Origin of the sequence: Parabacteroides merdae ATCC 43184, assembly GCF_025151215.1 — a bacterium.
GTDB lineage: Bacteria > Bacteroidota > Bacteroidia > Bacteroidales > Tannerellaceae > Parabacteroides > Parabacteroides merdae.
Genome location: NZ_CP102286.1, coordinates 3,779,428 through 3,803,658, shown reverse-complemented (window position 1 = coordinate 3,803,658; position 24,231 = coordinate 3,779,428). Strand labels below are relative to the sequence as shown.

The following is a 24,231-nucleotide window of genomic DNA, read 5'->3' as shown; positions in this document are numbered from 1 at the left end:
ACACTATACCATGATCTCTTTCAACATTCAAAAACCTGATATCGCCATTGCCACAGCCCTGCAGGACAAAATCGATAATCTGACGAAACCCAAAGGGTCATTGGGTACGCTTGAAGAAATTGCACTTCAAATCGGTCTGATCCAACAAACATTATCCCCGGTGCTCCATCATCCGGTCAACGTTATATACGCATCCGACCACGGGATCGCCGACGAAGGCGTCAGCAAATCACCCAAAGAAGTAACACGCCAGGTGATACACAACTTCCTGAACGGGGGAGCAGGCATCTGTTTCCTTTCACGCCAGCACGGCTTCGAAATCAAGATAGTCGACGGTGGTGTGGATTTCGATTTCCCTGCCATCCCAGAGTTGATCGACCGGAAAATCAGGAAAGGGACCCGCAACTTCCTGTATGAAGCAGCCATGACACAGGATGAAATGGAATTGGCCATCCGATATGGAGCCGACATTGTCACGGATTGCCACGACAAAGGGAGCAACGTGATCAGTTTTGGTGAGATGGGAATCGGAAACACCGCTGCGTCAAGTATGTGGATGACTTGCCTGACAGGGATTCCACTGGTCGATTGCGTAGGCGCCGGAAGCGGCTTGGATAACGAAGGGGTCAAACATAAATATAATATCTTAAGAAAGGCACTCGAGAACTACAAGGGAGACAACAGCACGTTGGATGTAATCCGCTATTTCGGCGGCTACGAGATGGTGATGGCTGTGGGAGGCATGCTCCGCGCGGCAGAATTGAAGATGGTTATTCTGGTAGATGGCTTTATCATGACAAACTGCGTACTGGCTGCTTCACACTTGTATCCGGAAATGCTTCCCTACTGCATATTCGGACACTGCGGAGACGAGGCCGGACACAAACGTGTACTGGATATCCTACAAGCCAAGCCGTTGCTAAATCTCGGCTTACGCCTGGGTGAAGGTTCCGGCTCCGTATGCGCCTATCCGATTGTGGACTCGGCAGTCCGCATGATCAACGAGATGCACAGCTTCCAGCAAGCCTCCATCACCAAATATTTCTAACTTCTTTTTAATTATTAATTTCCAATCCATGCTCCGTATCCTTGCCGCCTTTATATTTTTCACCCGGCTACCATTCTGGCGACTGGCTGAAGTTCCTTCGGAATATTTCAAGAATGTAGTCAGCCGCTGGGCGTTAGTCGGCTGGCTCACAGCCGGGCTTTCCGTAATCGTACTTTACACAGCTTCACTGATACTGCCGGCAAGTGTTGCCGTACTATTGGCAATCGTCACCCGGCTGCTGATAACCGGTTGCCTACATGAAGACGGACTTGCCGACTTTTTCGACGGCTTCGGGGGAGGGACTTCGCGCGAACGTATCCTTTCAATTATGAAAGACTCACATATAGGAAGCTACGGGGTGATCGGGTTGATTCTTTATTTTGCACTTCTATATACATTGTTGAGCAGCCTGCCACTGACTCTTGCCGGAAGTGCGATACTGGCAGGCGATCCTTTTTCCAAAGGAGTTGCCGGAATGATCATCAATAGGCTTCCCTACGCACGCAAGGAAGAAGAGGCCAAAAACAAAACGGTCTACAGCCGGATGACTACAAGTGAATATACATGTTGCCTTTTCTCCGCTCTGATTCCGATGTTCTGGCTGCCGGAACCCGTTTATCTCCTGGCAGGTCTACTGCCTGTTCTTGTCTTTTATTTTCTCACCTCTCTAATGAAAAAGAAAATACAAGGCTATACAGGTGACTGCTGCGGAGCAACATTTTTGCTTTGCGAACTGAGTTTCTATTTAGGGATAGCCGTTATTTATACGACAATCATATAAAACATATATTACATGGAAATTTATCTGGTCAGACATACATCCGTCGACATTCCCGCCGGCTATGCATACGGACAAACCGATGTTCCCCTTCGTCCTTCATTCGAAGATGAAGCCGAAGCCGTAAAAAAAAACTTATCCGGCCATACATTCGACAAAGTGTGGAGCAGCCCGCTTACACGCTGTACCCGCCTCGCCGCCTATTGCGGCTACCCGGACGCAGAAAAGGAAGACCGCATTAAGGAAATCAGCTTCGGGGAATGGGAAATGAAATCTTGGGATGAACTATCCTCCGATCCTCGATCGGAAGCCTGGTTCAACGACTGGATCAATGTTCCGGCTCCTTCGGGCGAATCCTTGCAAGATCAATATACCCGTGTCAGTCATTTCCTAAATGAAATAAGAGAAAGTGACCTGCAGAAAGTATGCATTTTCGCACATGGCGGAGTCTTGACCTGTGCCCGTGTCTATGCCGGAGAATATGACTTGAAAGAAGCATTCAAAAATGTCCCTTCATACGGAACGGTCATCAGGCTGGAATTGGATTAAGCAACATGCGTCCGTTTCTCCGAAGCACTAATTACCTTGGATGCTACTGCACATCTCCTACACGACTGCAAATACTAAGTTTTGGACATGGGAACGGGCTATCACCTGTTTGGTGGCTGGAAAACAAAGCCGGATTATCTCCGATATACCGGATACCATGTCCAATTTTCTCTCACGAACCTGAAAGCGATAACGGTAGGTTTCTACAATATCTTTCCGGTAGCGTCTATGCGAAGTTTCACTTCCTGCTTGCCGGATTCTAGTTCAACGAGATACCATTCGCCAGTCAGAGTCTCGATGAAATCAGCATCGTCGATCCTATAGGTTGCATATTGCGAAGCCTTGATAGCAGCCATTACCGCGTCCGGCAGCGCTGTAATACGAAGTTCCGTTTTAGTCTGCATCCAAGCGCCTCCATCGTCGAACAGGAGTTCGCGGCAAACTGTTCCATCCAATATTTCAACTTCCGTAACACCTTTTTCCCGGTCGATATCCAAGATACGGGCAGAAGGATAATGTTCTTTGACATAAGCATCTACGGAAGAGGAAGGCTGTGACGGGATGAAATCTTCATATCCATCGTTCCCACCCGCATCGAGAACGGTTTTCACCAAGATACCGTCCGGAGAATAATAAAGATCCACCTCACTATTGCCCTGTTCCGTCTCGATCACATAGACGGTCTCGACATCCCGGCGTTCGATCATATCCACATCGTCCACTTTCCAAGTCGAATATTCACCTTGCTGGAAAGCAGTCTTCACCGCATCGGGAAGCTGTGCAAAAGGGATATCCGTTTCCGTCATATACCAAGTTCCGCTATTGTCGAACCAAGCTTCCTTCTCTACTTTATCTTGTTTGAAATCCACAATCAAATAATCGTTACGCGTCTCCCACTCCACATCTTTTGCCGCAGGATATTTTTCGTCAAAAGCAGCTTTGGTTTCGGCACTCACATAACCGGGAACCGGTTCGTTATCATCATTGTCACAACTTTGGAACAGGCACAGAGATAGTGCCGCAAGTAAAAATACATTTTTAATCATACCATTTCTATTTAAAATCGGTTCTTAATTAATTGTCTATATCTATCAAGTTAAACTTATTGTCAAACTCCAGCTTCATACCGTTGGCAAGTTTCGCCTCATACCCCCGGTCTTCCTTTTCGATCTTAACGACCTTATGATCGGGATAAGTAGCCTTTACATAGCGTAGGATGGCTTCGGGAATGACAGCTTCGGGAACAGTGGAATACTTGCAATCCACTTCTTTCCAAGTTCCGTCCTTAAAGAACTCCACTTTGCTGCTGTTGGCAAAAATCACTTCATACTTCTTGTCGAAAAAATCCTTTTCCATCTTTGCCAGCGCCACCTTTTCCTGTGGGAAATATTTCTTTACATATGCCTGTGCCTTAGCGGGCAGCTGGTCGAAACGAACCGGACGGTCATCGTCCGCGCGAACGCCCGTACTTATGGTAAGCAGGCAAACTAACAGTGCTAAAATTTTCTTCATTTCATTCATCTTTTATAGTTCTACTTTTTATCTGTCTAATCTTTTGACAGGACAAATATCAGGAGCAATTTTAAAATGAATCTGAAATAGCTGATTATTTTCCTAAAATCGTATATTTGTCGCTATTATGGCAAAGCATCTTATTATTATAATATATTTCGGATTATGCCTGTTTCTCGGTGTTTCCGTCAAGGCACAGATCAGTCACGGAGGACAGCCACTCCCTCTCACGGCCACCAAAAGCCTGACAGAGGATATGTTTATTACAATGCCCCCATTCGACCTGGCGGAACAGCTCCGGCTCGATTCGCTAGAAGCAACCGGCCTACGGAATGGATTCCGCTTTGCCTATAAGTTCGTGACAGACTATACGCCGGAGAATTCCGGAGTCCATTTCACCCTGTCCGACGGGACAAAGGTCTGGCGACTCGGGATACGTTCCGAAGGTGCGCTCTCCCTCAATATAATGTTCAGTAAATACCATCTGCCCGAAGGCGCACGCGTATTCCTGTACAATAGCGACCAATCGGAAGTCTTGGGCTCGTTCAACCACCTGAACAATTCGGAACGTGGTATTCTGCCCGTGGCCTCGATCCAGGGAGACGAGTTGATCATCGAATACCAAGAACCGGCGAAAACCGCTTTCTCTGGAAAACTCGCGGTCGGCGAGGTGAACCACGGCTATCGAAACCTCAGACTCTCGGAACCGCAGCCCGACTTTGCGGCTTTCAGATGTATGCCGGTCATCGCCTGCTACCAGGATTCGACAACCCGTTACGACGCTATCGAACGCAGCGTAGTCCTGATGATTATCAACGGGACGACCGGTTGCACGGGAACGCTTGTCAACAACACGGCTAACGACGGAAAACCTTACCTCCTTACAGCCTCGCATTGCTTGAATAACCAGTTCCAGATCAAAAACCCAGATTATGAAGAGGTGGCAGGCAATATTGTCTGTTACTTCAATTACAACAGCCCCCAATGCAGTCCGGTTGAACCTGGACGTACTGACCAGACAATCGCTTCGGCCCATTTCCGGGCTGTGAATGAATCAACGGATATGGCATTACTGGAATTGCAGGACACACCACCCGCCGATTACCGAGCCTATTATGCCGGCTGGAACGCTCTGGATGCGGGGACAGCTCCTTATACGTGTATCCACCATCCGGGTGGATCGCTCAAGAGGCTTAACCTCGCCGAAGGAAACGTAGAGCTGACGACCTATAAAATACAGGTTACCGACTTCAATGAAAATTCACACTGGAAGGTAGCCCGTTGGGCGACAGGATGTACAGCCGGAGGCTCGTCCGGTTCTCCCCTTTTTGATAGCGACAACCGGATCATCGGAGGCTTGACAGGCGGTGCTTCCAGCTGTCTCAATCCGGTCGAAGACTTCTTTTTCTCCATACAAAAAAGCTGGTCCGAACCGGCCGATAGTAGCAAGCAGCTCAAATACTGGCTCGATCCTATCGGAGTAACAGCTCGCAGTTGCAACGGAATGGATCCGAACGAAGGAAGCGGAACGGCCAACGAGCACATAGAAGCGGCAACGGATGTCAGCCTGTCTGTCGACAGATACCGGCATACGATCCACATCGACTTTGCAGTTCCCGTCAGCCGGGCCTCCCTCACCTTCGTTTCGCTCACAGGAAAGGCTATACGCAATTATTCCATCACCGGGCAACAAACGACCTTGCCGATTGGTTCGATCCCGGCCGGCATATATATTGTGAAAATTGTTTACAATAACAAACTTTATACTCAAAAAGCCCTGTTTTGATTAAAATTTGACAATAAGGGTTAGACAAAATCCGAAAGGATTCACCGGATTCATTTCCTATCTGTTTTGACATCAGACTGAAAAAAATGGAGACAAGATTCATTAATAAGTATTAATTGGAAAGATTTTATCTCTTGTTTGCTCTTCATAACAAAAAAATGCTTTAGTTTTGCACTTTGATGGCTAAGGGATATTTGAAAGTGAATATATAAACATAGTAACATTTTAAACTTACATCAAATTATGAACAAAAAGTATTTAATGCCTTTCCTCGTATTGGCAGCAATTCTGACTTTTTCTTCTTGTTCAAACAAGTTGAAACCGTTAGCTGAAGAGTACATCAAAGCTGAACCGCAGCCGCTTGAGGCCATCGGAGGCAAAGTTCCTGTGACTATTAATGCCACATTCCCTGCAAAATGGTTCAACAAAAAAGCAGTTGTAACTGTGACTCCGGTTCTTCGTTATGCCGGTGGTGAAGCATGGGGAACATCTTACACTTACCAAGGTGAAAAAGTAAAGGGCAACAACCAAGTTATCCCACAGAAAGAAGGTGCTAACGTAACCATGAAATCTGCTTTCACTTACAAACCGGAAATGAAGAAATCTGAATTGTATCTGACTTTCGACGCAAAGATCAAGAACAAGACAGTTAAATTGCCGGATGTAAAAATCGGAGAAGGTGTGATCGCTACATCCGAACTGGCTGACGCAGCTACTGCTAATGCAGCTATTGCAGCAGACAAATTCCAACGTATCATCAAAGAAGCTCACGACGCAAACATCATGTTCCTTATCCAACAGGCTAACCTGCGTGCTCAAGAGTTGAACTCTGACGCAATCAAAGAATGGAAAGAACTTGTTAAGAATGCAGACGAAGCTCCTAACCAGAACGTAGCAATCGAAATCTCTGCTTACGCTTCTCCTGATGGTGGTGTTAAACTGAACACTGGCTTGGCTGAAAGACGTGAAGGCAACACAAGCAAATACCTGTCTAAAGAATTGAAGAAGATGAAGGTTGACGCTCCAGTTGACGCTCGTTACACTGCTCAGGACTGGGAAGGCTTCAAAGAATTGGTAGCTGCATCTAACTTGCAAGATAAAGACCTCGTACTGAGAGTTATCTCTATGTACCAGGATCCCGAAACAAGAGAAAAAGAAATCAAGAATATCTCTGCTGTTTACTCTGATCTGGCAGAAACAATCTTGCCGCAACTTCGTCGTTCTCGTTTGACTGCCAACATCGAAATCATCGGCAAGTCTGACGACGAAATCAGCGCATTAGCCAAGAGCAATCCTTCTGAACTGAACATCGAAGAAATTCTGTATGCTGCTACTCTGACTAACAACGACGCAGAAAAGATGGCTATCTATACAAAAGCTTCTGAACTGTATCCTAACTGCTACCGCACTTGGAACAACATCGGTATGATGGCATTCCGTGCCGGCGACTTGGCTAAGGCAGAACAGATGTTCAACAAATCAAACTCTGTAAAAGCTAATCCGGAAGCTAACATGAACTTAGGTTTGATCGCTCTGACTAAGGGTGACCAGGCTAAGGCTCAACAGTTGTTCGGTAGCGCAGCAGGCGTTGCTGAATTAGGCGAAGCTCTGGGTGTTCTGTATCTGGAACAGGGCGAATGGGCTAAGGCTGCCAACTCTTTCGGTTCAGTTAAGTCTAACAACGCTGCTTTGGCTCAGATCCTGACTAAGGATTACAGCAAAGCTTCTCAAACTCTGAACGCAGTTGCTAAACCCGACGCTACAACTTCTTACCTGAAAGCTATCGTAGCTGCTCGTACAAACGACGCTAACGCAGTTATCAGCAACCTGAAAGCTGCTATCGCTGCTGATAAGGCTATGGCTAAAGAAGCTGCTATCGACCTGGAATTTGCAAAATATGCAACTAACAGCGAATTCGCTGCATTGGTTAAGTAATAACAAACTTATTCCATATATCCGAAAGGCCGCCTCTGTAAAAAAAGGCGGCCTTTTTGTTCTTACCAGGAAACGCATTTTCGTAAGAATTAAAACAGTGATTGCCATGAGGAAACTGATCTATTTTCCAATCGCCAGTCTGATGGCCATAACAGGTAAATCGCGTCCGCAAGGGAAACAAGCCGGTTAGGACCAACGTCCGCTTTTCACCATTTAGCCAAATATCTAAATAAATCCGACAAAAAATACATTTGCATATTTGCGACTTTGCTTACTTTTGGACATCCTAGAAAATAAGAAAAACACACATATGCAAAAACTAATGAAATCACTGATCGTCGCCTTTGCCTACATGAGCATGCCGATTATGGCACAAAAGACCGATCTGGTAAACCCGATCATCGGAACAAACGGGATGGGACATACATTTCCCGGCGCCTGCGCTCCGTTTGGTATCGTACAAGTAAGTCCTGATACCGATACCATTCCTCATAACATCGACGGTGTCTATCAGCCTCGCGCGTATGAATACTGTGCCGGCTACCAACATAAAGACAGTTCCATCGTCGGCTTCAGCCATACCCATTTCAGCGGAACGGGGCATTCCGACCTCGGTGATATTCTGCTGATGCCCTTCACCGGAAAATTGCAGATCAACCCTGGTACGGCTGATAATCCGGACAGCGGCTATCGTTCCCGATTCAGCCACGACACCGAAATATCCCGTCCAGGCTACTACGAAGTGTTGCTGACCGACGATCAGATCAAAGTGCAACTGACAGCAACCGAACGGACCGGTATTCATAAATACACCTATCCGGCCGATCAGAAGAAACAGCTGATACTCGACCTCAACCACGGTATCTACAATTACGATGGCAAGGTGTTATGGGCAAACCTCCGGGTCGAAAACGACACTTTGGTTACGGGCTACCGCATTACCAACGGATGGAGTCGCGTAAACTATACCTATTTTGCCATCTCGTTCTCCCAGCCGGTCACCCGTTACGGATATACAGACCGGGAAAAAGTCAACTATCCGGGTGGTTTCCGGCGTTTCAATACAGCAGAGAACTTCCCGGAGATCGGAGGACGTAAAGTTGTTTCCTATTTCGAGTTCAAAGAAGGAAGCGCTCCGCTCGAAATCAAAGTGGCTCTTTCGGCTGTCGGAACAGACGGAGCCGTAAAGAACCTGCAAGCAGAGGCTACCGGTAAATCGTTTGACACGATCCGCCAGGAAACGAATGGGAAATGGGAGAACGCACTATCCGTCATCGATGCAGAGGGCAGTAACGACCAGCTATCCATGCTTTACACATCTTTGTACCATACGATGATCAACCCGTCCGTTTATATGGATGTAGACGGGAAATACCGAGGGATCGACCACAACATCCACCAGGCCGAGGGCTTTACAAACTATACCGTATTTTCAGTCTGGGATACGTACCGGGCTTTACATCCGCTGTTCAACATCATCAAACGGGATGTCAGTACGAATCTTGTAAAGTCGATGCTCGCCCATTACAGCCAAAGCGTGCATCATCTGCTGCCGGTCTGGTCGCATATGGGTAACGAAAACTGGTGCATGATCGGCTATCACTCGGTTTCCGTCCTGGCCGATGCCATCACCAAAGGCTTGCCAATCGACAAGCAGGAAGCAGTCAAAGCGATGGTCAGCAGTTCAAACGTGCCTTATTATGATCATACGGATGAGTATAAACAATTAGGATATGTCCCTTTCGACCAATCCCCCACTTCCGCCTCCATCACGTTGGAGAATGCCTATGAAGACTGGACGGTCTATCACACCGCCCTTTTGCTGGGAGACAAACAGATTGCCGATACTTACAAGAAACGTGCCCTCTACTACCGGAACGTGTTCAAACCCGGTCTCGGTTTTGCCTGTCCGCGTTACAAAGACGGTAGCTGGAAAGAGGAGATCGATCTGCTCAGCACACACGGACAAGGTTTTATCGAGGGAAATGCCTGGAACTACTCTTTCTATGTTCCGCAGGCTCCGTCCGATCTGATTCGCCTGATGGGTGGAAACCGCAGTTTTATCAACAAGCTGGACTCCTTGTTTACCATGCATCTGCCGGATGAATTCTTCGCCCAGACCGAAGATGTGACACGAGAAGGCCTGCTCGGCACTTATGTCCACGGTAACGAACCGAGCCACCATATCCCTTATTTATATAGCTGGACTACCGAACCGTGGAAAACGCAATACTGGATTCGTGAAATCATGAACCGTATGTACCGCAACAATATCGACGGTTTATGCGGCAACGACGACTGCGGCCAGATGTCCGCCTGGTACATCTTCTCAGCCATGGGCTTTTATCCGGTATGCCCAGGAACCGATCAGTATGTGATCGGAGCTCCTTACCTGCCCTATATGCAGGTAAACCTGGAAAACGGAAAAACATTTACAGTCAGAGCGGACAAGGTCAGTGACAAGAACCGCTACATCAAATCTGTCACCCTAAACGGTCAACCTTACAAAAAGGCATACATCACCCATCAGGACATCATGAACGGAGGGGAACTCGTCTTCCAAATGACTTCAAGCCCCAATAAGAGAAGGCAGTTCACAGCAGAGGAAAAGCCGTACTCATTAGTCGAATAAACACACAACACACCATGAAATCACTTATAATTAACTATCTCTCGATTCTTTTATGTGCACAGGCTTTCTTTGCCTGTGCACCCGATGTAAAAAAGACTCCCGAACGGACATTCCGGATCATTCATAACAACGACGGTTCCGACCTGTTAGGAAACCGCTGGTTCAAGTATCGTCCGCTTACGCTTGCCGACTTGGACTCCTGCGTCGATATGGTGGCGAACTCACAGGTCACGACCTATATGATGTGTTCCGGCAGCGATTTCTTCTATGTTCGTTCCAAATACGGCCATGTGATGGGAGACGATCTGAACGGAACGTTGGATTGCGGTTGCGACACAGCTCAATACAACTCTTTCCGAAAATACTACCGGAACCATCTGAACCTGGAAAAAGAGGGGACGGACTTGGTCGCTTATACCTTAAAAAGGGCAAAGGAGAAGGGGATGGAAGCCTTCATCACTTACCGGATGAACGACTTGCATTTCAATGATACGACTACCCATTGTCCGATCTGGTACACCGATTTCTGGATTCAGCATCCGGAATACTGGCTGAACGACACGACACAAGGTTATAACAGCGGCGGGGCTTTTGACTTTGCCATAAAGGAAGTGCGCGACCGCAAATTGGCGATTATTTCCGAGCAATTGGAAAATTACGCCGACATAATCGACGGATACGATCTCGACTTCATGCGCTTTATCGTTTACTTCAAGTCTGGCACAGGGCCGCAGAACGCACCGCTGATGACACAGTTGGTGAAAGACATCCGTCAGAAAGTAGATGAAATTTCAGCCAAACAAGGCAGAAAGATCCTACTCTCCGCACGTGTGGCACCGACGGTCGAGCAAAACATGATGAAAGGACTGGATATACGCGAATGGCTACGCCTCGGATTGCTGGACTTTATCAGTACAGGTGTCCATTGGAGAGGCGATCCCGCCATGCCGGTAGCCAAGTTCAGGGAAGAAATGGGGAAAGAGCTCAACATTCCGTTCTACAGTTCGATCGACGACGGAGGCTACCGCCCGCGGGAATTCTGGTCACACGGCATGCACAGGGGGATGTGTTCCCATATCCTCTCACAGGGGGCAGACGGGATCTACCTGTTCAATTATTATTTCGGCACGCTCAATACCGAACATGACGGGAAACTGTATCTGGAAGACGGCGGCCAGGTTTGCCGGGTCATGATGCCGGAACTGCTTCAGGAATTAGGATCGTTGGAAACTTTAAAAGACAGGAATAAGATATATGCACTGTCTGACGGGGTTGTCCAGTATAATATAAAGCCGGACTCTCCACTCCCGCTAAAAATAGGCAAGGGAGAAGAGAAAGAAGTCAATCTTTATATCGGCGATTCGGTAGAGGAAGGATATCCGGAAGAAGCAATCCTATTCATCCGCACCAGTCGGCCGGCATCCTGCCGGTTGACAGTAAACGGAAAAGCCGTTGAGAAAGAAATGCCGGCCTACACCCACCTATACGATAGGGAACGAGGGCTGGAAAAAGAAGAAAAGGAATATGCCTTTATCCTACCCGACGAAGTTCTCAAACAGGGATACAACCGCATCGGGTTCCAGTCCGAAGATAACGATACATTCACTGTCAAACGGGTAGAGATAGCCCTCAAATATGGAGATGTGGAAACGCACGGGTATTTCTAAAGCCGTCTTTATCACGAAAAGAAAACAAAAACATACAGGTATTTACGGCCATTACTACCAGACCTTTACTTTTCGCCCTTGGTCAAAAGCCCTTTCGACACTTGTCAAAAATCTTTTCGACTAAGGGCGAAAACGTATTCGACCAAAGGCAAAAGGTTTATGACCAGGCTGTCTGACGACAGAAACATAGCTATCGTCACTTAAATAAGCCCAGTCTTTCCTAGTCGTATTCAGTAATTGCCAGATAAACCATCATTTGATTGGTTCAGTCTTTCTTAAACAGTTTTTTCCTTCTTATCCTGCTCCGAAGAAGGAAGGGGGAGTATTGTCTGTTCCGCTACATAAAAAAGCGGGGGGGATATGCACATTTTGCATTCCCTCCCCTTTTATGTGTTTCCCGTATCTCCCGTTCTATTTTTTTATCTTCGTAGACTTGTAAGCGTGTATCTTTTCCTTCTTTCCGGCAGACGGTTCAACCACTTTGATCTTTGTAAATGCCCCGTTGTGCACATCGTCCAAGACGATAGCCGGACGATAGTCTTTCTTCAAAGCAGTCAGCTTCACATTCTTGAAAGTGACCCCATCGGCATGGCGGACATAAAATCCCCAGGCAGGCAACTCCTTATGCTGAGAGAATTCAGGATAAGCTTTCGGCATTTCCGGAACTTTATCCAGTTCGTCCAGCCCAACTTTAGCATACAACGGGTTACCACCGCCCGGATAGACGATCTCGACATTCTCGATAGAGACATTCGTAATCTTGTTATCTTGCAAGCCGACAATGCCGGAAGGCGAGACATTACGCGGATTATCTTCCGTCGGCCCTTCGTAGTCATATCCTGCATCCGGTTTCGTTGCCGGGACTTCGGCATAAACATTCGAGATATGCACGTTGTCCATCCGGCTGCGACGTCCCTCACGACGTTCTCCCACGACCAAATAGATAGGATTTCCGGTATTGATGGAACGAAGGCTGTCCACCACTATATTCTCAACCAGTCCGCCATCAACCGCCTGGATCGTTATAGCCGAACGGAACGTGTCGAATATAGTATTGTTGATAATCTTTATGTTCTTGAAGCCACCAGTCGAAGCCGTACCGAACTTGATACCGCTTGCACTTGAACAAGCCGTATTATTACGCACCTCGATATTCTGGCAAACAGCATCGGCACTATGGGATTTCAGGCAGATCGCATCGTCTGTCGCATCCACATAACAGTTTTGGATCAATGCGCCGTTACAGTCGACAATATCCATCCCGTCGTTATTCCAGTAAGCACGGCTATGCACCGTGATACCATCGATCAACAGGTTCTCGCACTGATCGTAGGTCTGTGTCCAGAAAGCCGGATTCATCATCGTCACACCTTTTATCTCCACATTCTTGCATTCGCGGAAATAGACCAGCTTCGGACGGTTGGCCACACGTCCCAACTGCAGTTTGTCCTTGATCACCCCTGAATAAACCTGGTTGATGAAGTTATTGGCAAGCTCACGTCCACGACCGTCGATCACCCCTTTGCCGGTGATACCGATATTATCCTGCTTATTCGCCAAGATCAAGCCGTACCAGGCATTCAGTTCCATATCATAATCATAAGGATTGGTGGAACCGACCAACACGGCACCCTCTCCCAAATGGATCGTCACATTTGACTTCAGATGAATACTGCCGGTCAAATAACGTCCGACAGTAAACACCAGACGTCCTCCCCCATTCTCGGAAATAAAGTCGATCGCCTTTTGTATGGAACGGGTATTCATGGTCGTCCCATCCGACTTGATCCCGAACATAGTCATCTGGTAATCTTTTGCCCACACCGGCATCAGCATTCCTGCCAACAAGCACAGGATCATTATTTTTCTAATCACATTCATAATTCTTCAATTTCTTAATTTCAGCTTCTTAATTTTTTAATTCTTAATTCTTAATTTTTAATTCTATAAGCGGTTACCGGTCCTACCAATCCCGCCGGCTGCACAACATCCTGCCTCCGGGTCCACGCCTGAGCGATCTTATTATCCTTCAGTGTCTTCAAATAATTACCCATTACCGTCACGACGTGTATCTCAATCCTGTTTTCTCCCTGTTTCAACCGGGCTGCAACCGGATGGATACGGCGGCCATACCATTTGACACCACAACTCTGCCCGTTCACGAATACTTCCGATACACCATGTACCAACCCAAGGTTAAGAACCATCCCGACAGGCGAAGAGACGTTGACTTTCTTTCTATAAACAATCGTTCCGCAGAAATTCACATAGTCCGTATCCTTTAAATCCTTCAGTTTGTCGAAATGAGTATTCTGCACCGTATTCTCACGGCTATGACGGAACTCCACATCCCAATCAGACGAAAGATCTTTCAAATCCTCACCGGAAACCGGAAGCGGCTTGTAATCATTTCCTCTCTTTTGCTTATCGAACACAATCAGGAGAGAGTCAGCCGGACCGAAGTCGAACAGGAAACTGTTGGCTGCATCCAGCGGCAACCGGTATCGTTCACCCGTTTCCAGATCCCACACCCAACCCTGACGTCCTTTTACAACCTCGTTGCAGAAGGAAATACGGGTCTGATGCGAATTATAGCGGTGTGCATAACTGAAAAAGAACATCTCTTCTTTGTTATCACCCTGATAACGGTTCTGCATCAGATAAGGATCAGGTTTTTCAATCGTCATATACGGTGTCAATCCATAGTCTTTCTGCACACCCTGATACCAACCGACAAAGTCTTTTTCCGGTTTATGGAGCAGTATGAAACGCCCGTCCATCTGCTTCATCTTTTCCACCCATTCCTGCACTTCCTTATCATGCTTGTCATGCTCTTTCAGACCGACCGATTTATGCGGATAAGCCTCGATGCAGAAAATACGCCCGCCTGAAGCCACAAAATCATACAATTTACGCGCGGTTGCCGGTTCCATACTCTCCACCTCGATCAGGAAAAGCGTTTTATATTTGCGGGGACCATAACACAGGTAACCACCTTTCATCTCGGCATCCCGGATGATCGATTCGGAAACATAGTCGCAACCGCTGCCGTTCTTATGGATCGCCTCCCATACCAATGTCTTATATTTCACATTGGTAGTAGCTGGGAACGGTTCGTTCTGCATTCCCAACGTGCTCCACATATCGGCTATCGGATGCAGGATCGCGATATCCGCATACATGGTTCCATGTTGCAGAGCGGAAGCCATACGGCCTTTATAAGCGGTATAATATTTGAAATACGGCCACCAGTTGTTATTTTCGTTATAATAAGCCCCGTAACGAATCCATCCGGGGAACGGAGCTTCTTTAGGAGAATAGTTGAAACCGTGGAAGATAGAATGCGTCACACCGGAGATAGCCGTCTGGTCACCTCCAATCTTCAACAACTCCAATGTCATATTGAACACGGTATAAGTATTGGTCATCTCCTCACAACTCACCAAGCGCTTTCCACGTAAGTGGGCAGCAGAAGACACATATTTATTAACCATCGTATAGGCACGCCCCCGACGATAATCCTCTTCCGACATCTCCTCGCCCAGACGATGCCTCAACCAGGTCATCGTCCAGGATTCACATTCGGGAATATCATAATCCAGACTGCTTTCGAGCGGGAAGAAACCACGCCCGTAGGCTTGTGCACGCGATTTCACATTCAACCCCTTACACCAGTCCAGGTAAGTCTGTGTAAAACGCTCGCGCAGCAGTTCGGCTTTCGTATATTCGAAGTCATAGCGTACACGCTGGATCGTATCGTCCAGTTCGGGAGTGAACCGGACCTTCGGCTCATAGGTCAACACATTCCCCATGCTGCCCATCTTAAATAGGATGAAGGGCAGATAGGGTTGCACGTCATATCCCCGGCGTTTCTTGAATTCTTCCGCCATATCATACGACCAGTTCGATCCTTCCAGTTCCATACTGTCGGTAAACAAGGAACGGATATTGCCGGACAACGGACCCAAACGGTTCTGAATCTTATCCGACATATTATTCAAATACTTCTGCACGGCCAGCTTGTTGAAATGGTTCAACACCGGTCCCGTAGCACCGGGAGCACCATTGATCACTTCGAGGAAACCGCGTATCTTGACCAAGGCAAACAAGACATATTTCCCATCAGGCACTTTGAACTTAAACGTTCCATCGACCTCCTTATCCATCAGATCGATAGCCTGGTCAAGACTGCCAAACGGCTCAGGAACCAGCTGCAGGGAAACCAGCTCCATCTTCTTTCCAAGAAAAGGAGAACTGATAGCAGGATCGGCCGCACAGAACAGACCGTCGCGAGAGACTTCATAGTCGATCGGACCACTCAGCTTTTCGGAATAGTTCACTACAACATCCGCCCGTTCATCTCCCTTCAAGAACTCCGCCCCGAACGGCCAGCCGGAACCGACAATCAGATCGCAGGTCATATCAAGCGACTTCGCCTCGTCAAAAGCCACCTTCAACATGTCAATCCATTCGTCGCTCAGCCAAGGTAACGACTTCTTTCCCAAATCGTCCGTGTCATTGCCGGGAAATTTAACCGGATTGATCTCCACTCCTCCGATACCCGCCTCCTTCAATATATGCAGTTCACGTTTCAATTCATCCGCTTCTACTTTATCTCCGTTCCACCACCAACGGACAAACGGGCGGTAAATGGATTGTGGATCACGAAACAATTTATATAGCTCACCGGAACGCAAAACCGTCCCCTTCACCTCATCGGCTGCACTAACCGTACCCCATAGCGACATACGGCTACCGACGGCACAACCGGCTGTCCATAAAACACTCTGTTTGATAAAAGATCTCCTCTGCATAGTTTTCTCCTCCTTCTTATTGATCGCTTGAGACAGCTTTGCCGTCTGGTGTTATACAATTTGTAAATATTAGATTACGGGATGTCCCAGCACTCTCCAACGGATTCCCCGCCATATTAAAGTAGCAATCTGTCATCTTCACTCCGTCACAGCCGGAAATCGAGATTGCTTTCCGGTCCGATGCACCGGCATTCACAACGACTTTGTCGACTGTCACATTATGGCAGTCCTTATATATTTCGGCTACGTTCGCTGCATCCTGCAGGGTGACTTGTTCGATTTTCACATCCTCGCAGCCTTCCATGCAGATCAAAGCTGGTGCATAATCGGATACATTTCCTTCGATATGCCCTTTTTGCAATTGCTCTTCCACGCTTGCCCGCACAGCGATGCTACGGCCATCGATAATGCCTTTTCCACCGATACCGATATTCTTTTGCTTGTCTGCGTAAATAATCGCATTACATCCTCCAACCCCTTTAAAATCATAAACGGAGGGAACTGCAACCAAGACGGCTCCCTCTTCGATACGGATCGTCACATTCGACTTAAGTTCGATTGAACCAGTCAGATAACGGCCCACATAAAAAATAAGCCGGCCGCCTCCCTGTTCACTGATATAATCGACAGCTCGCTGGATAGAACGGGTATTGAGTGTCACTCCGTCCGATTTGATTCCAAACATCGCGACTTGGTAATCTTTAGCTGAAAGTCCCGCCACAAAGACCAAAAGGCCTATCACACTTGCAAATAATTTATTTTTATTCATATCGTCTCACTTTTTTGTTTTTAATCCTATACATCCTTCCAGTCCGATATCGTACTCTCATTTTATCACTTTTGACTTATAAGGGAATATCTGTTTCTTTCCCTCGCCCTCCGGCTCGATAAACCGGACATCCTTGAATGTCACCTCCCCGGCATCATCCATCACGATAGCCGGACGGTAATCTTTTTTCAAAGCCTTAAACGTCACATTATCAAAAGTGATTCCCTCGGCATGACGGATGTAGAAGCCCCAAGCCGGCAATTCCTTAAACTGCGAAAACTCCGGATAGGAAGTCGCCATTTCAGGAATACTGTCCAGCTCGGCCGGTGCCAATCCACGGTAAGCGTAGTAGGGATTACCACCTCCGGGAGAAACAATCTCGATATTCTGGAGTGTCACGTTCTGAATCTTATATTCCGGCAATCCAACAATGCTGGCGGGTGAGATATTGCGGGGAAGATCTTCGATCGGTCCTTCATAATTATATCCGGCATCCGGTTTGTCCATCGGGATCTCGGCATAGACATTCTTGATCGTAATATTCTTCATAATCGGTTTCTTCCCTGCACTCCAACGGTCACCGATACGGAGGTAGATCACATTTCCCGTATGAATGGAACGAACGCCATCTACTTCGATGTTTTCGATCAGAGCACCATCGACTGCTGCAAATGTTATGGCCGAACGATACGTATCATATATCTTGATGTTTTTCACTTTGAAGTTACGGAAACCACCTCTCGATACCGTCCCGAATTTCAAGCCACTGGCACTCGAACGTCCCACACAGTTCTCGACAACCACGTTCTGACACATGCTGTTCGCATCATGCGATTTAAAGCAAAGCGCATCATCCGCCGCATCGATAAAAGAGTTTTTCAGCACAACGCCGTCACAGTCTACCACATCGATACCGTCATTATTCCAATAGGATTTGCTATCCACGTGGATTCCGTCGACATAAAGATTCTTACACTGGTCGTATGTCTGGTTCCAGCTTGCCGGGTCCCGCAGGGTGATATCCTTGATTGTCACATTCTCGCATTCACGGAAATAGATGTTCTGCGGACGGTTCGTCTCGTTCGGACGGCCCAGTTTCAGTGGATCTTCGTAGATACCCCGCTGGATATAGTCCACCATATTGTTGGCTGTTTGAAAACCACGCCCGTTAATCGTCCCTTTCCCCGTTATACCAATATTCTGCTGCTTAACTGCGAAAATCATAGACATCCAACGAATATACGGATCTTTTTCGTAATCCCAAGGATTGGTCGATCCCAATAAAGTCGCTCCTTCTTCAAGATGGAGTGTCACGTTCGACTTCAGGTAAATCGTCCCAGTCTGATAATTACCCGCAGTAAAGACCAAGCGCCCCCCGCCTTGTGCATTCACAAAGTCGATTCCTTTCTGAATGGAACTCGTGTTCAATGTCTTACCATCCGCTTTCACACCGAAATCCGTGGCATAATAATCTTTGGCCGACAAGTGCAGTCCACACATCAAACCTAGGCAAAGAGAGAAAAATCTGTATCTGTTCATCATAATACGGTATTTACAAAAATAAGATTAATCCATGTTCCCATGTGTCTTTCACAATGGACAAAAATATTCACCCTCGCACAAATTTTATCTATGCTTTTGATATTTATAATTAAAAATTTGATACATCTTTGCAGAGTGCTATCATAAACAGAATGAGCCATGAAACAATTATTATTATCTTTATTGACCTTCTTTCTCTACATCGGATGCACAGAAAATAGAGTCGCATCTAAACTCGGAAATACCTATCCGGATATATTTCCGGATTATAAAGGAATAAGTATCCCCATCAATATTGCACCTTTAAACTTTACTGTCAGAAATTCCTCTCATATAAAAGCTGTTTTTTCCAACAATAACCAACCATTATTCAGCATCGAAGGGAAAAACAAAATCGATATACCCTTAAAGAAATGGCAACATATGTTATCCGATAATACTGGCAAGCAAATAGATATATCCATATCCGTATGGAATGAATCTTATCCGGAAGGTATACAATACAAATCTTTTCCTGTTTATATTACAACAGACTCTATCGACCCTTATATTGCCTACCGATTAATCGAACCGGGTTATGAATCTTGGCATGAAATGGATATCCGCCAAAGAGCTTTAAACTGTTTTAAAGAGGATATTATCATATCCAGCAATATGAATGAAAAAGGATGTGTCAATTGCCACTCATTCTGCAATTATTCCCCTACAGAGTTCATGTTTCATGCACGGACTTCTCCGGGAGGGACAATCATTATTAAAAATAACCAGCCTACCAAAGTGCAATTATCGCAACTCGGATCATCCAAAGAAGGAACTTATCCCCACTGGCATCCATCTGGCAAATATATCATTTTTTCAACCAATACCACCCGTCAGTCTTTTTATAGCCGAAACCCGAACCTAATAGAAGTCTACGATCTGGAATCAGACCTGGTCTTATATGATTTGGTCCATAACACAGTCATAACGGATCCCCGTTTCAACGGTCCGGCATCTTTCGAAACATTTCCAGCGTGGGCTCCTGACGGGAAACGCCTATATTACTGCACAGCTCCTGCCAGACAATTGCCCAAGAGGTTGAAAGAGATTAAATACTCTATTTGCAGTGTCTCCTTTAACCCGGACAACGGTTCTTTCGGAGAGACAATCGACACGATCTATACGGCACACAATAAAAGCGCTTCATTCCCCCGTATCTCACCAGATAACCAATATCTGCTTTTCACCGAATCGGATTATGCAACTTTCCCGATCTGGCATAAGGAAGCGGATCTGAAAATGATATCTTTACAAGGTTCTGCCCCCGTGGATACCGATATCTTAAACAGCACAGACGTGGAAAGCTATCACTCCTGGTCTTCAAACGGAAGATGGATCATATTCAGCAGCCGACGCCTAGACGGGCTTTACACCCGTTTCTTTATCGCCCACCTAAATAAGAACGGAAAGTTCAGTAAACCGTTCCTACTCCCGCAGAAAGATCCTGACGAGAACAACCTCCGAATGAAATCATTCAACATTCCGGAATTTATCAAGGATAAAATCACAATCACCAGATCTCAGCTGGATCATACCGTAACCGATTAAAACGTACATAAAAATGAAAAAAGGAAACATCATACTTCTGGTCCTGTCAAGTATTTATACACTCGTTATCGAATATATGTTCTATCCCGAATATATTCGTTATCAGGAGGCAGGCGGATTATTCCTGATGACAAACGACTACCTGCAAGGTTATCTACTTGCCCCAACCGGATGGAACAGTCTGATAACGAACTTTTTGTCTCAGTTCTACCATTCGCTCTCACTGGGACTTTTCGTGGAAACAGGTTTACTTTTAATTACCGCAGTCATCCTCCTCCTCTACTTAAGGCAATGGAAAGCAGCACTGCACGGATGGATAATCACCGTACCGATCATCATGTTCTGCATCTATCAATATGCCTGGAACTTATCCGCACTATTACAATACAATCTATTCCTTTTGACACTCGTTTTTTATCTTTTCATCCAGAACAAAGTAATACGCTATACCAGCGCTTTGATCGCTATTCCTTTCTTATATCTTCTTTTACCGGAAAACTGCTTACTTTTATTGTATCTGTATGGAATTGTTTTCGAACGAATTTTCTTCAAACAAAAAGGCTTCCCTATGTTACCGGTTATAAATCTGGTACTTGTTGCCGTATGGCCTCTGTTATGGCAAAACTTTGTTTTTTACACCCCGGTCAATCAGCTGTACACATTCATTAATCCTGAATATGGAATGCGATATATTTACGTATACTATGCCTTGTTCCTAATTCCGCTCTGCTCTGTTTTCCTCTCCGGCAGAAAAGAAAACCGCTATATCTCTATCGCATTCCCCCTTCTCTTAATCGCATTCAGTTGTTACAGCATTTATTCTTCCCCCAACCGGGAAAGGGAGAAACGCCTGGCTGTACAACGGTATGCGGAAGAACAACAATGGGATCGGGTACTACAAACGATCCATACCAGTAACAGCAGCGAAGCCTACTATCATCCTTACCTGATGCTTGCCCTTAATGAAAAAGGTATCCTGCCGGAGCAACTCTTCCACTATCCAGTACAGTCAGCAGACCGCATTTATTTTCCGGCAAACGAATTGGGCGGAGCCAATTTTAACAGCCTTTTCGCCTATGCTCTCGGACTGAAACACGAAGCTCTCCACCAACTTGCACAAGCCAATGCCATGTCTCCACAAGGTCTTTCTTTCTCCCGGCTCAGAAGATTGATTGATTGGCAAACAGAATCCGGGAATCTTCCCCTGGCCCAGAAATATATGGACATTTTACAAACCTCCACCTGTCACAATCAATGGATAAAAGAACGAACCGAACGGATCTCCAAGTCCCTAACAACTTCCAAAGAAGCATACAAGGAAGATTTCATTATCGACGCATCTTCCCCCCTCATTCTTCTGACACAAGCGATAAAAGCCGATACAACCAACCGTAAAGCACTCGACTATTTGTTATGCGGCGTCCTTTTGGATAAAGACTTGAAAGGCTTCTATAATTTATTCCAGCAATACTTTCCACAAGGTGAAGCGATACCGATTCATTATCAGGAAGCTCTGTTAGTGGTCGACCTCATGTTTCCTCATTTGGATGCCACCCGCAACTACCCGGTTACCCCAACCTGCAGGCTGGCTTTCGAAGACTTCGGCGTACTGATGTCACAGCGTCCGAATACGGATCATGTACTCCGGCAAAAATACGGAAACACCTATTGGTATTATGGATTTATCCGTACCGCCTAAACTCGACACAAAATAAAAGCCCGGAAGCATTTCTGCATCCAGGCTTTCTATTTTTATACAGATAGATTTAATCAATAACCTTCATTCTGCGGGAAGTTAGCCCCAGAGTTAGCTTCGATTACCTGTAATGGTATTGGATATTGCCATTGATAATCCTGAATATTGGGACCTGCATCCTTCAATTCGTTTGTAGCTGCCGGGAAACGATATCCATATTTGCGGGTACGCTGTACCAACACCGGATTTTCTTTTGTCGACAGACGAGAGAGTGTTACTGCACGATGTTCTTCGCCATACAATTCACGGGCACGCTCATCCAGAATATAGTCAATCGTCACATCAGCAGCCGTACACAATGGAGCTTTGGCGCGGGCACGAACAACATTGATAGCATCTGCCGCACTTGCTTTATCTCCTTTATTCAAATATGCTTCTGCCAACAACAGATAAGTTTCAGCCAGACGAATTACATACCAATCCGGATCATATCGGCGATAGTCGCCATCCACATGCTTATCCGTACCGAACTTCCAGATACGCGGGAAAAGAGTGACCGTATCATTAGCCGTGATTTTATAAAGATCGGCATCCGGATCACCGGACGCTTTTTTAGATTCATATAAAGCCTTCGCCTCATCAATGGCCTGCCTCCATGGCTTACCTCCCGACTGATATAGATTACGTTGAATCATCTCTTCAGAGCCACGGACATCACTTCCACAATTATTCCATAGATCACCTAAGAACCATTCGGTCGGATGGCAAGTTCCACCGCCACCATACCCCGTCGAGTCGGTTGCTACATTCGACTTATTCTTATTCGCATCATAATCCGCTTTACTATTTGTAAAAGTTACAGCCCCCCAACCAAATATCTGAATAACGTCACCATTTGACAAAGTCCTTTTCTTGTCCACATTATAGAAATTAGAGACAAAAGCCTGTTCGATATGGCATTTTGCTGGAGCAGATCCCCAACTTACAACACCACCGCCACCAGTATTACTGATGCGTCCTTCATAATCATATTGAGCTACCCAGATTGCTTCTTTATTTCCTTCCTGATAATTAAAATTACCCATACGGAACAGATCCCAATAAGAGCTATGAGGATTGCCATAACGGTCCGTTGCCTCACCAGCCCGTGTTCCGAAACGTTCGGTCATCAGATGGTAATCTCCGTCTGTTCCATCAATTACACGTTTTGCCGCCGCAATCGCCTTATCATAGTCACCGATACAGATAGACATTTCAGCTAACATATGGTCTGCAGCCGCTTTTACGATACGGCCATTTTTCGTCGTTGTCAACGGTAAATTCTGAACTGCCCATTCAAAATCCGCGGCACACTGTTTCCAAACATCCATACGGGGAGAACGTTCATAATCTACTTTTGCAGAGCGAGCCGGTTCCAATATAATAGGAGTGTCACCGTACATACCGGCTAAACAACGATGAGCCCACGCACGGAAAAAGATCGCTTCCGCCCTAATCTCATTTCTTTGAGTCTCGCTATCCCATTTGATATCCCGAGTATCGATAGCATCGATAATTATATTCGATTGTTGGATTATTTGACACAAATTATCGTACCAGTGACGTGAATATCCCGGTTCGTCAGGAGTAAATGTCTTCCAGTTACTTGTAATATAATTTTGGTCTGTTGCAGCAAAGGTGTCCAGTCCCATGCCTGTCATAAAATAGTTATGATTACCCCATACACCAAAAAACAAATACTGGATGCGCCCATGCAGAAAACCGATTGCCATGTCCAATTCCTCAGGTGTATTATACGAAGTCGAAGACGTATATTCATATGACTTTTCTTCTAGAAAATCATTGTCACAGCTAACCAATCCACATAGGGACAAAGAGCCAACAACCGTTCCTAACAATATATTTTTAATTTTCAT

16 protein-coding genes are annotated in these 24,231 nt (G+C 46.2%); 9 read left to right on the top strand and 7 right to left on the bottom strand.

What is annotated here, in order from left to right; all coding sequences use genetic code 11:
- Positions 1 to 10 precede the first annotated feature (10 nt).
- Genes cobT through cobC form a run of 3 tightly spaced genes read left to right on the top strand, consistent with a single transcriptional unit; the run spans position 11 to position 2,375 of the window.
- Positions 11 to 1,048 (top strand): nicotinate-nucleotide--dimethylbenzimidazole phosphoribosyltransferase, encoded by a 1,038-nt coding sequence (gene cobT / locus NQ542_RS15530; protein ID WP_005635589.1) that lies wholly within the window; start codon positions 11 to 13, stop codon positions 1,046 to 1,048.
- 28 nt (positions 1,049 to 1,076) lie between these two features.
- Positions 1,077 to 1,829, top strand: coding sequence for an adenosylcobinamide-GDP ribazoletransferase (locus NQ542_RS15525; RefSeq protein WP_005635588.1), 753 nt, complete (start codon positions 1,077 to 1,079; stop codon positions 1,827 to 1,829).
- A 12-nt stretch (positions 1,830 to 1,841) separates the two neighbouring features.
- On the top strand, positions 1,842 to 2,375 hold the full coding sequence (gene cobC / locus NQ542_RS15520) for an alpha-ribazole phosphatase (protein ID WP_005635587.1): 534 nt from the start codon (positions 1,842 to 1,844) through the stop codon (positions 2,373 to 2,375).
- A 203-nt stretch (positions 2,376 to 2,578) separates the two neighbouring features.
- On the opposite strand, the gene NQ542_RS15515 is transcribed toward cobC, so the two are convergent.
- Complete coding sequence (locus tag NQ542_RS15515; RefSeq protein ID WP_005635584.1) at positions 2,579 to 3,421, bottom strand: PepSY-like domain-containing protein; 843 nt, start codon at positions 3,419 to 3,421, stop codon at positions 2,579 to 2,581.
- A 28-nt stretch (positions 3,422 to 3,449) separates the two neighbouring features.
- A complete protein-coding gene (locus NQ542_RS15510) occupies positions 3,450 to 3,887 on the bottom strand; it encodes a PepSY-like domain-containing protein (protein ID WP_005651441.1) in 438 nt (145 codons plus the stop codon).
- A 127-nt stretch (positions 3,888 to 4,014) separates the two neighbouring features.
- Between NQ542_RS15510 and NQ542_RS15505 the strand changes: the two genes are divergently transcribed.
- The 4 genes from NQ542_RS15505 (at position 4,015) to NQ542_RS15490 (ending at position 11,907) form a co-directional block, all read left to right on the top strand.
- The gene (locus NQ542_RS15505) at positions 4,015 to 5,673 is read left to right on the top strand and encodes a trypsin-like peptidase domain-containing protein (protein WP_005635580.1); all 1,659 of its coding nucleotides are present in this window, start codon (positions 4,015 to 4,017) and stop codon (positions 5,671 to 5,673) included.
- Between the two features lie 243 nt (positions 5,674 to 5,916).
- On the top strand, positions 5,917 to 7,608 hold the full coding sequence (locus tag NQ542_RS15500; RefSeq protein WP_005635578.1) for a tetratricopeptide repeat protein: 1,692 nt from the start codon (positions 5,917 to 5,919) through the stop codon (positions 7,606 to 7,608).
- Positions 7,609 to 7,918: 310 nt separating this feature from the next.
- The gene (locus tag NQ542_RS15495; RefSeq protein WP_005635576.1) at positions 7,919 to 10,240 is read left to right on the top strand and encodes a GH92 family glycosyl hydrolase; all 2,322 of its coding nucleotides are present in this window, start codon (positions 7,919 to 7,921) and stop codon (positions 10,238 to 10,240) included.
- A gap of 14 nt (positions 10,241 to 10,254) precedes the next feature.
- A complete protein-coding gene (locus tag NQ542_RS15490; RefSeq protein WP_005635575.1) occupies positions 10,255 to 11,907 on the top strand; it encodes a glycoside hydrolase family 10 protein in 1,653 nt (550 codons plus the stop codon).
- A gap of 411 nt (positions 11,908 to 12,318) precedes the next feature.
- On the opposite strand, the gene NQ542_RS15485 is transcribed toward NQ542_RS15490, so the two are convergent.
- From NQ542_RS15485 to NQ542_RS15470, 4 genes are read right to left on the bottom strand one after another with little or no spacing between them, the layout of a single operon-like run.
- A complete protein-coding gene (locus tag NQ542_RS15485; protein ID WP_005635572.1) occupies positions 12,319 to 13,788 on the bottom strand; it encodes a glycoside hydrolase family 28 protein in 1,470 nt (489 codons plus the stop codon).
- 50 nt (positions 13,789 to 13,838) lie between these two features.
- Positions 13,839 to 16,721: a glycosyl hydrolase gene (locus NQ542_RS15480; protein WP_005635571.1), complete on the bottom strand. Its 2,883-nt coding sequence runs from the start codon at positions 16,719 to 16,721 to the stop codon at positions 13,839 to 13,841.
- A 16-nt stretch (positions 16,722 to 16,737) separates the two neighbouring features.
- Positions 16,738 to 17,490 (bottom strand): glycosyl hydrolase family 28 protein, encoded by a 753-nt coding sequence (locus tag NQ542_RS15475; protein WP_005635570.1) that lies wholly within the window; start codon positions 17,488 to 17,490, stop codon positions 16,738 to 16,740.
- Between the two features lie 57 nt (positions 17,491 to 17,547).
- On the bottom strand, positions 17,548 to 19,029 hold the full coding sequence (locus tag NQ542_RS15470; protein ID WP_022322477.1) for a glycoside hydrolase family 28 protein: 1,482 nt from the start codon (positions 19,027 to 19,029) through the stop codon (positions 17,548 to 17,550).
- Between the two features lie 426 nt (positions 19,030 to 19,455).
- On the opposite strand from NQ542_RS15470, the gene NQ542_RS15465 reads away from it, so the two are divergent.
- Positions 19,456 to 20,619, top strand: a complete 1,164-nt coding sequence (locus tag NQ542_RS15465) for a TolB family protein (RefSeq protein ID WP_227945698.1) — start codon at positions 19,456 to 19,458, stop codon at positions 20,617 to 20,619.
- A gap of 13 nt (positions 20,620 to 20,632) precedes the next feature.
- Positions 20,633 to 22,318, top strand: a complete 1,686-nt coding sequence (locus NQ542_RS15460; protein ID WP_005635566.1) for a DUF6057 family protein — start codon at positions 20,633 to 20,635, stop codon at positions 22,316 to 22,318.
- A 71-nt stretch (positions 22,319 to 22,389) separates the two neighbouring features.
- Here NQ542_RS15460 and NQ542_RS15455 read toward each other — a convergent pair whose 3' ends face one another.
- Complete coding sequence (locus tag NQ542_RS15455) at positions 22,390 to 24,231, bottom strand: RagB/SusD family nutrient uptake outer membrane protein (RefSeq protein ID WP_005635563.1); 1,842 nt, start codon at positions 24,229 to 24,231, stop codon at positions 22,390 to 22,392.

Bases quoted from the DNA above. Each gene is read 5' to 3' on its own strand.
- NQ542_RS15495 (WP_005635576.1), top strand. From the start codon at position 7,919: ATGCAAAAACTAATGAAATCACTGATCGTCGCCTTTGCCTACATGAGC.
- NQ542_RS15485 (WP_005635572.1), bottom strand. From the start codon at position 13,788: ATGAATGTGATTAGAAAAATAATGATCCTGTGCTTGTTGGCAGGAATG.
- NQ542_RS15460 (WP_005635566.1), top strand. From the start codon at position 20,633: ATGAAAAAAGGAAACATCATACTTCTGGTCCTGTCAAGTATTTATACA.
- NQ542_RS15465 (WP_227945698.1), top strand. From the start codon at position 19,456: ATGTTATCCGATAATACTGGCAAGCAAATAGATATATCCATATCCGTA.
- NQ542_RS15480 (WP_005635571.1), bottom strand. From the start codon at position 16,721: ATGCAGAGGAGATCTTTTATCAAACAGAGTGTTTTATGGACAGCCGGT.
- NQ542_RS15515 (WP_005635584.1), bottom strand. From the start codon at position 3,421: ATGATTAAAAATGTATTTTTACTTGCGGCACTATCTCTGTGCCTGTTC.
- NQ542_RS15510 (WP_005651441.1), bottom strand. From the start codon at position 3,887: ATGAAGAAAATTTTAGCACTGTTAGTTTGCCTGCTTACCATAAGTACG.
- NQ542_RS15475 (WP_005635570.1), bottom strand. From the start codon at position 17,490: ATGAATAAAAATAAATTATTTGCAAGTGTGATAGGCCTTTTGGTCTTT.
- NQ542_RS15500 (WP_005635578.1), top strand. From the start codon at position 5,917: ATGAACAAAAAGTATTTAATGCCTTTCCTCGTATTGGCAGCAATTCTG.
- NQ542_RS15505 (WP_005635580.1), top strand. From the start codon at position 4,015: ATGGCAAAGCATCTTATTATTATAATATATTTCGGATTATGCCTGTTT.
- NQ542_RS15490 (WP_005635575.1), top strand. From the start codon at position 10,255: ATGAAATCACTTATAATTAACTATCTCTCGATTCTTTTATGTGCACAG.
- NQ542_RS15525 (WP_005635588.1), top strand. From the start codon at position 1,077: ATGCTCCGTATCCTTGCCGCCTTTATATTTTTCACCCGGCTACCATTC.
- NQ542_RS15455 (WP_005635563.1), bottom strand. From the start codon at position 24,231: ATGAAAATTAAAAATATATTGTTAGGAACGGTTGTTGGCTCTTTGTCC.
- cobC (WP_005635587.1), top strand. From the start codon at position 1,842: ATGGAAATTTATCTGGTCAGACATACATCCGTCGACATTCCCGCCGGC.
- cobT (WP_005635589.1), top strand. From the start codon at position 11: ATGATCTCTTTCAACATTCAAAAACCTGATATCGCCATTGCCACAGCC.
- NQ542_RS15470 (WP_022322477.1), bottom strand. From the start codon at position 19,029: ATGAACAGATACAGATTTTTCTCTCTTTGCCTAGGTTTGATGTGTGGA.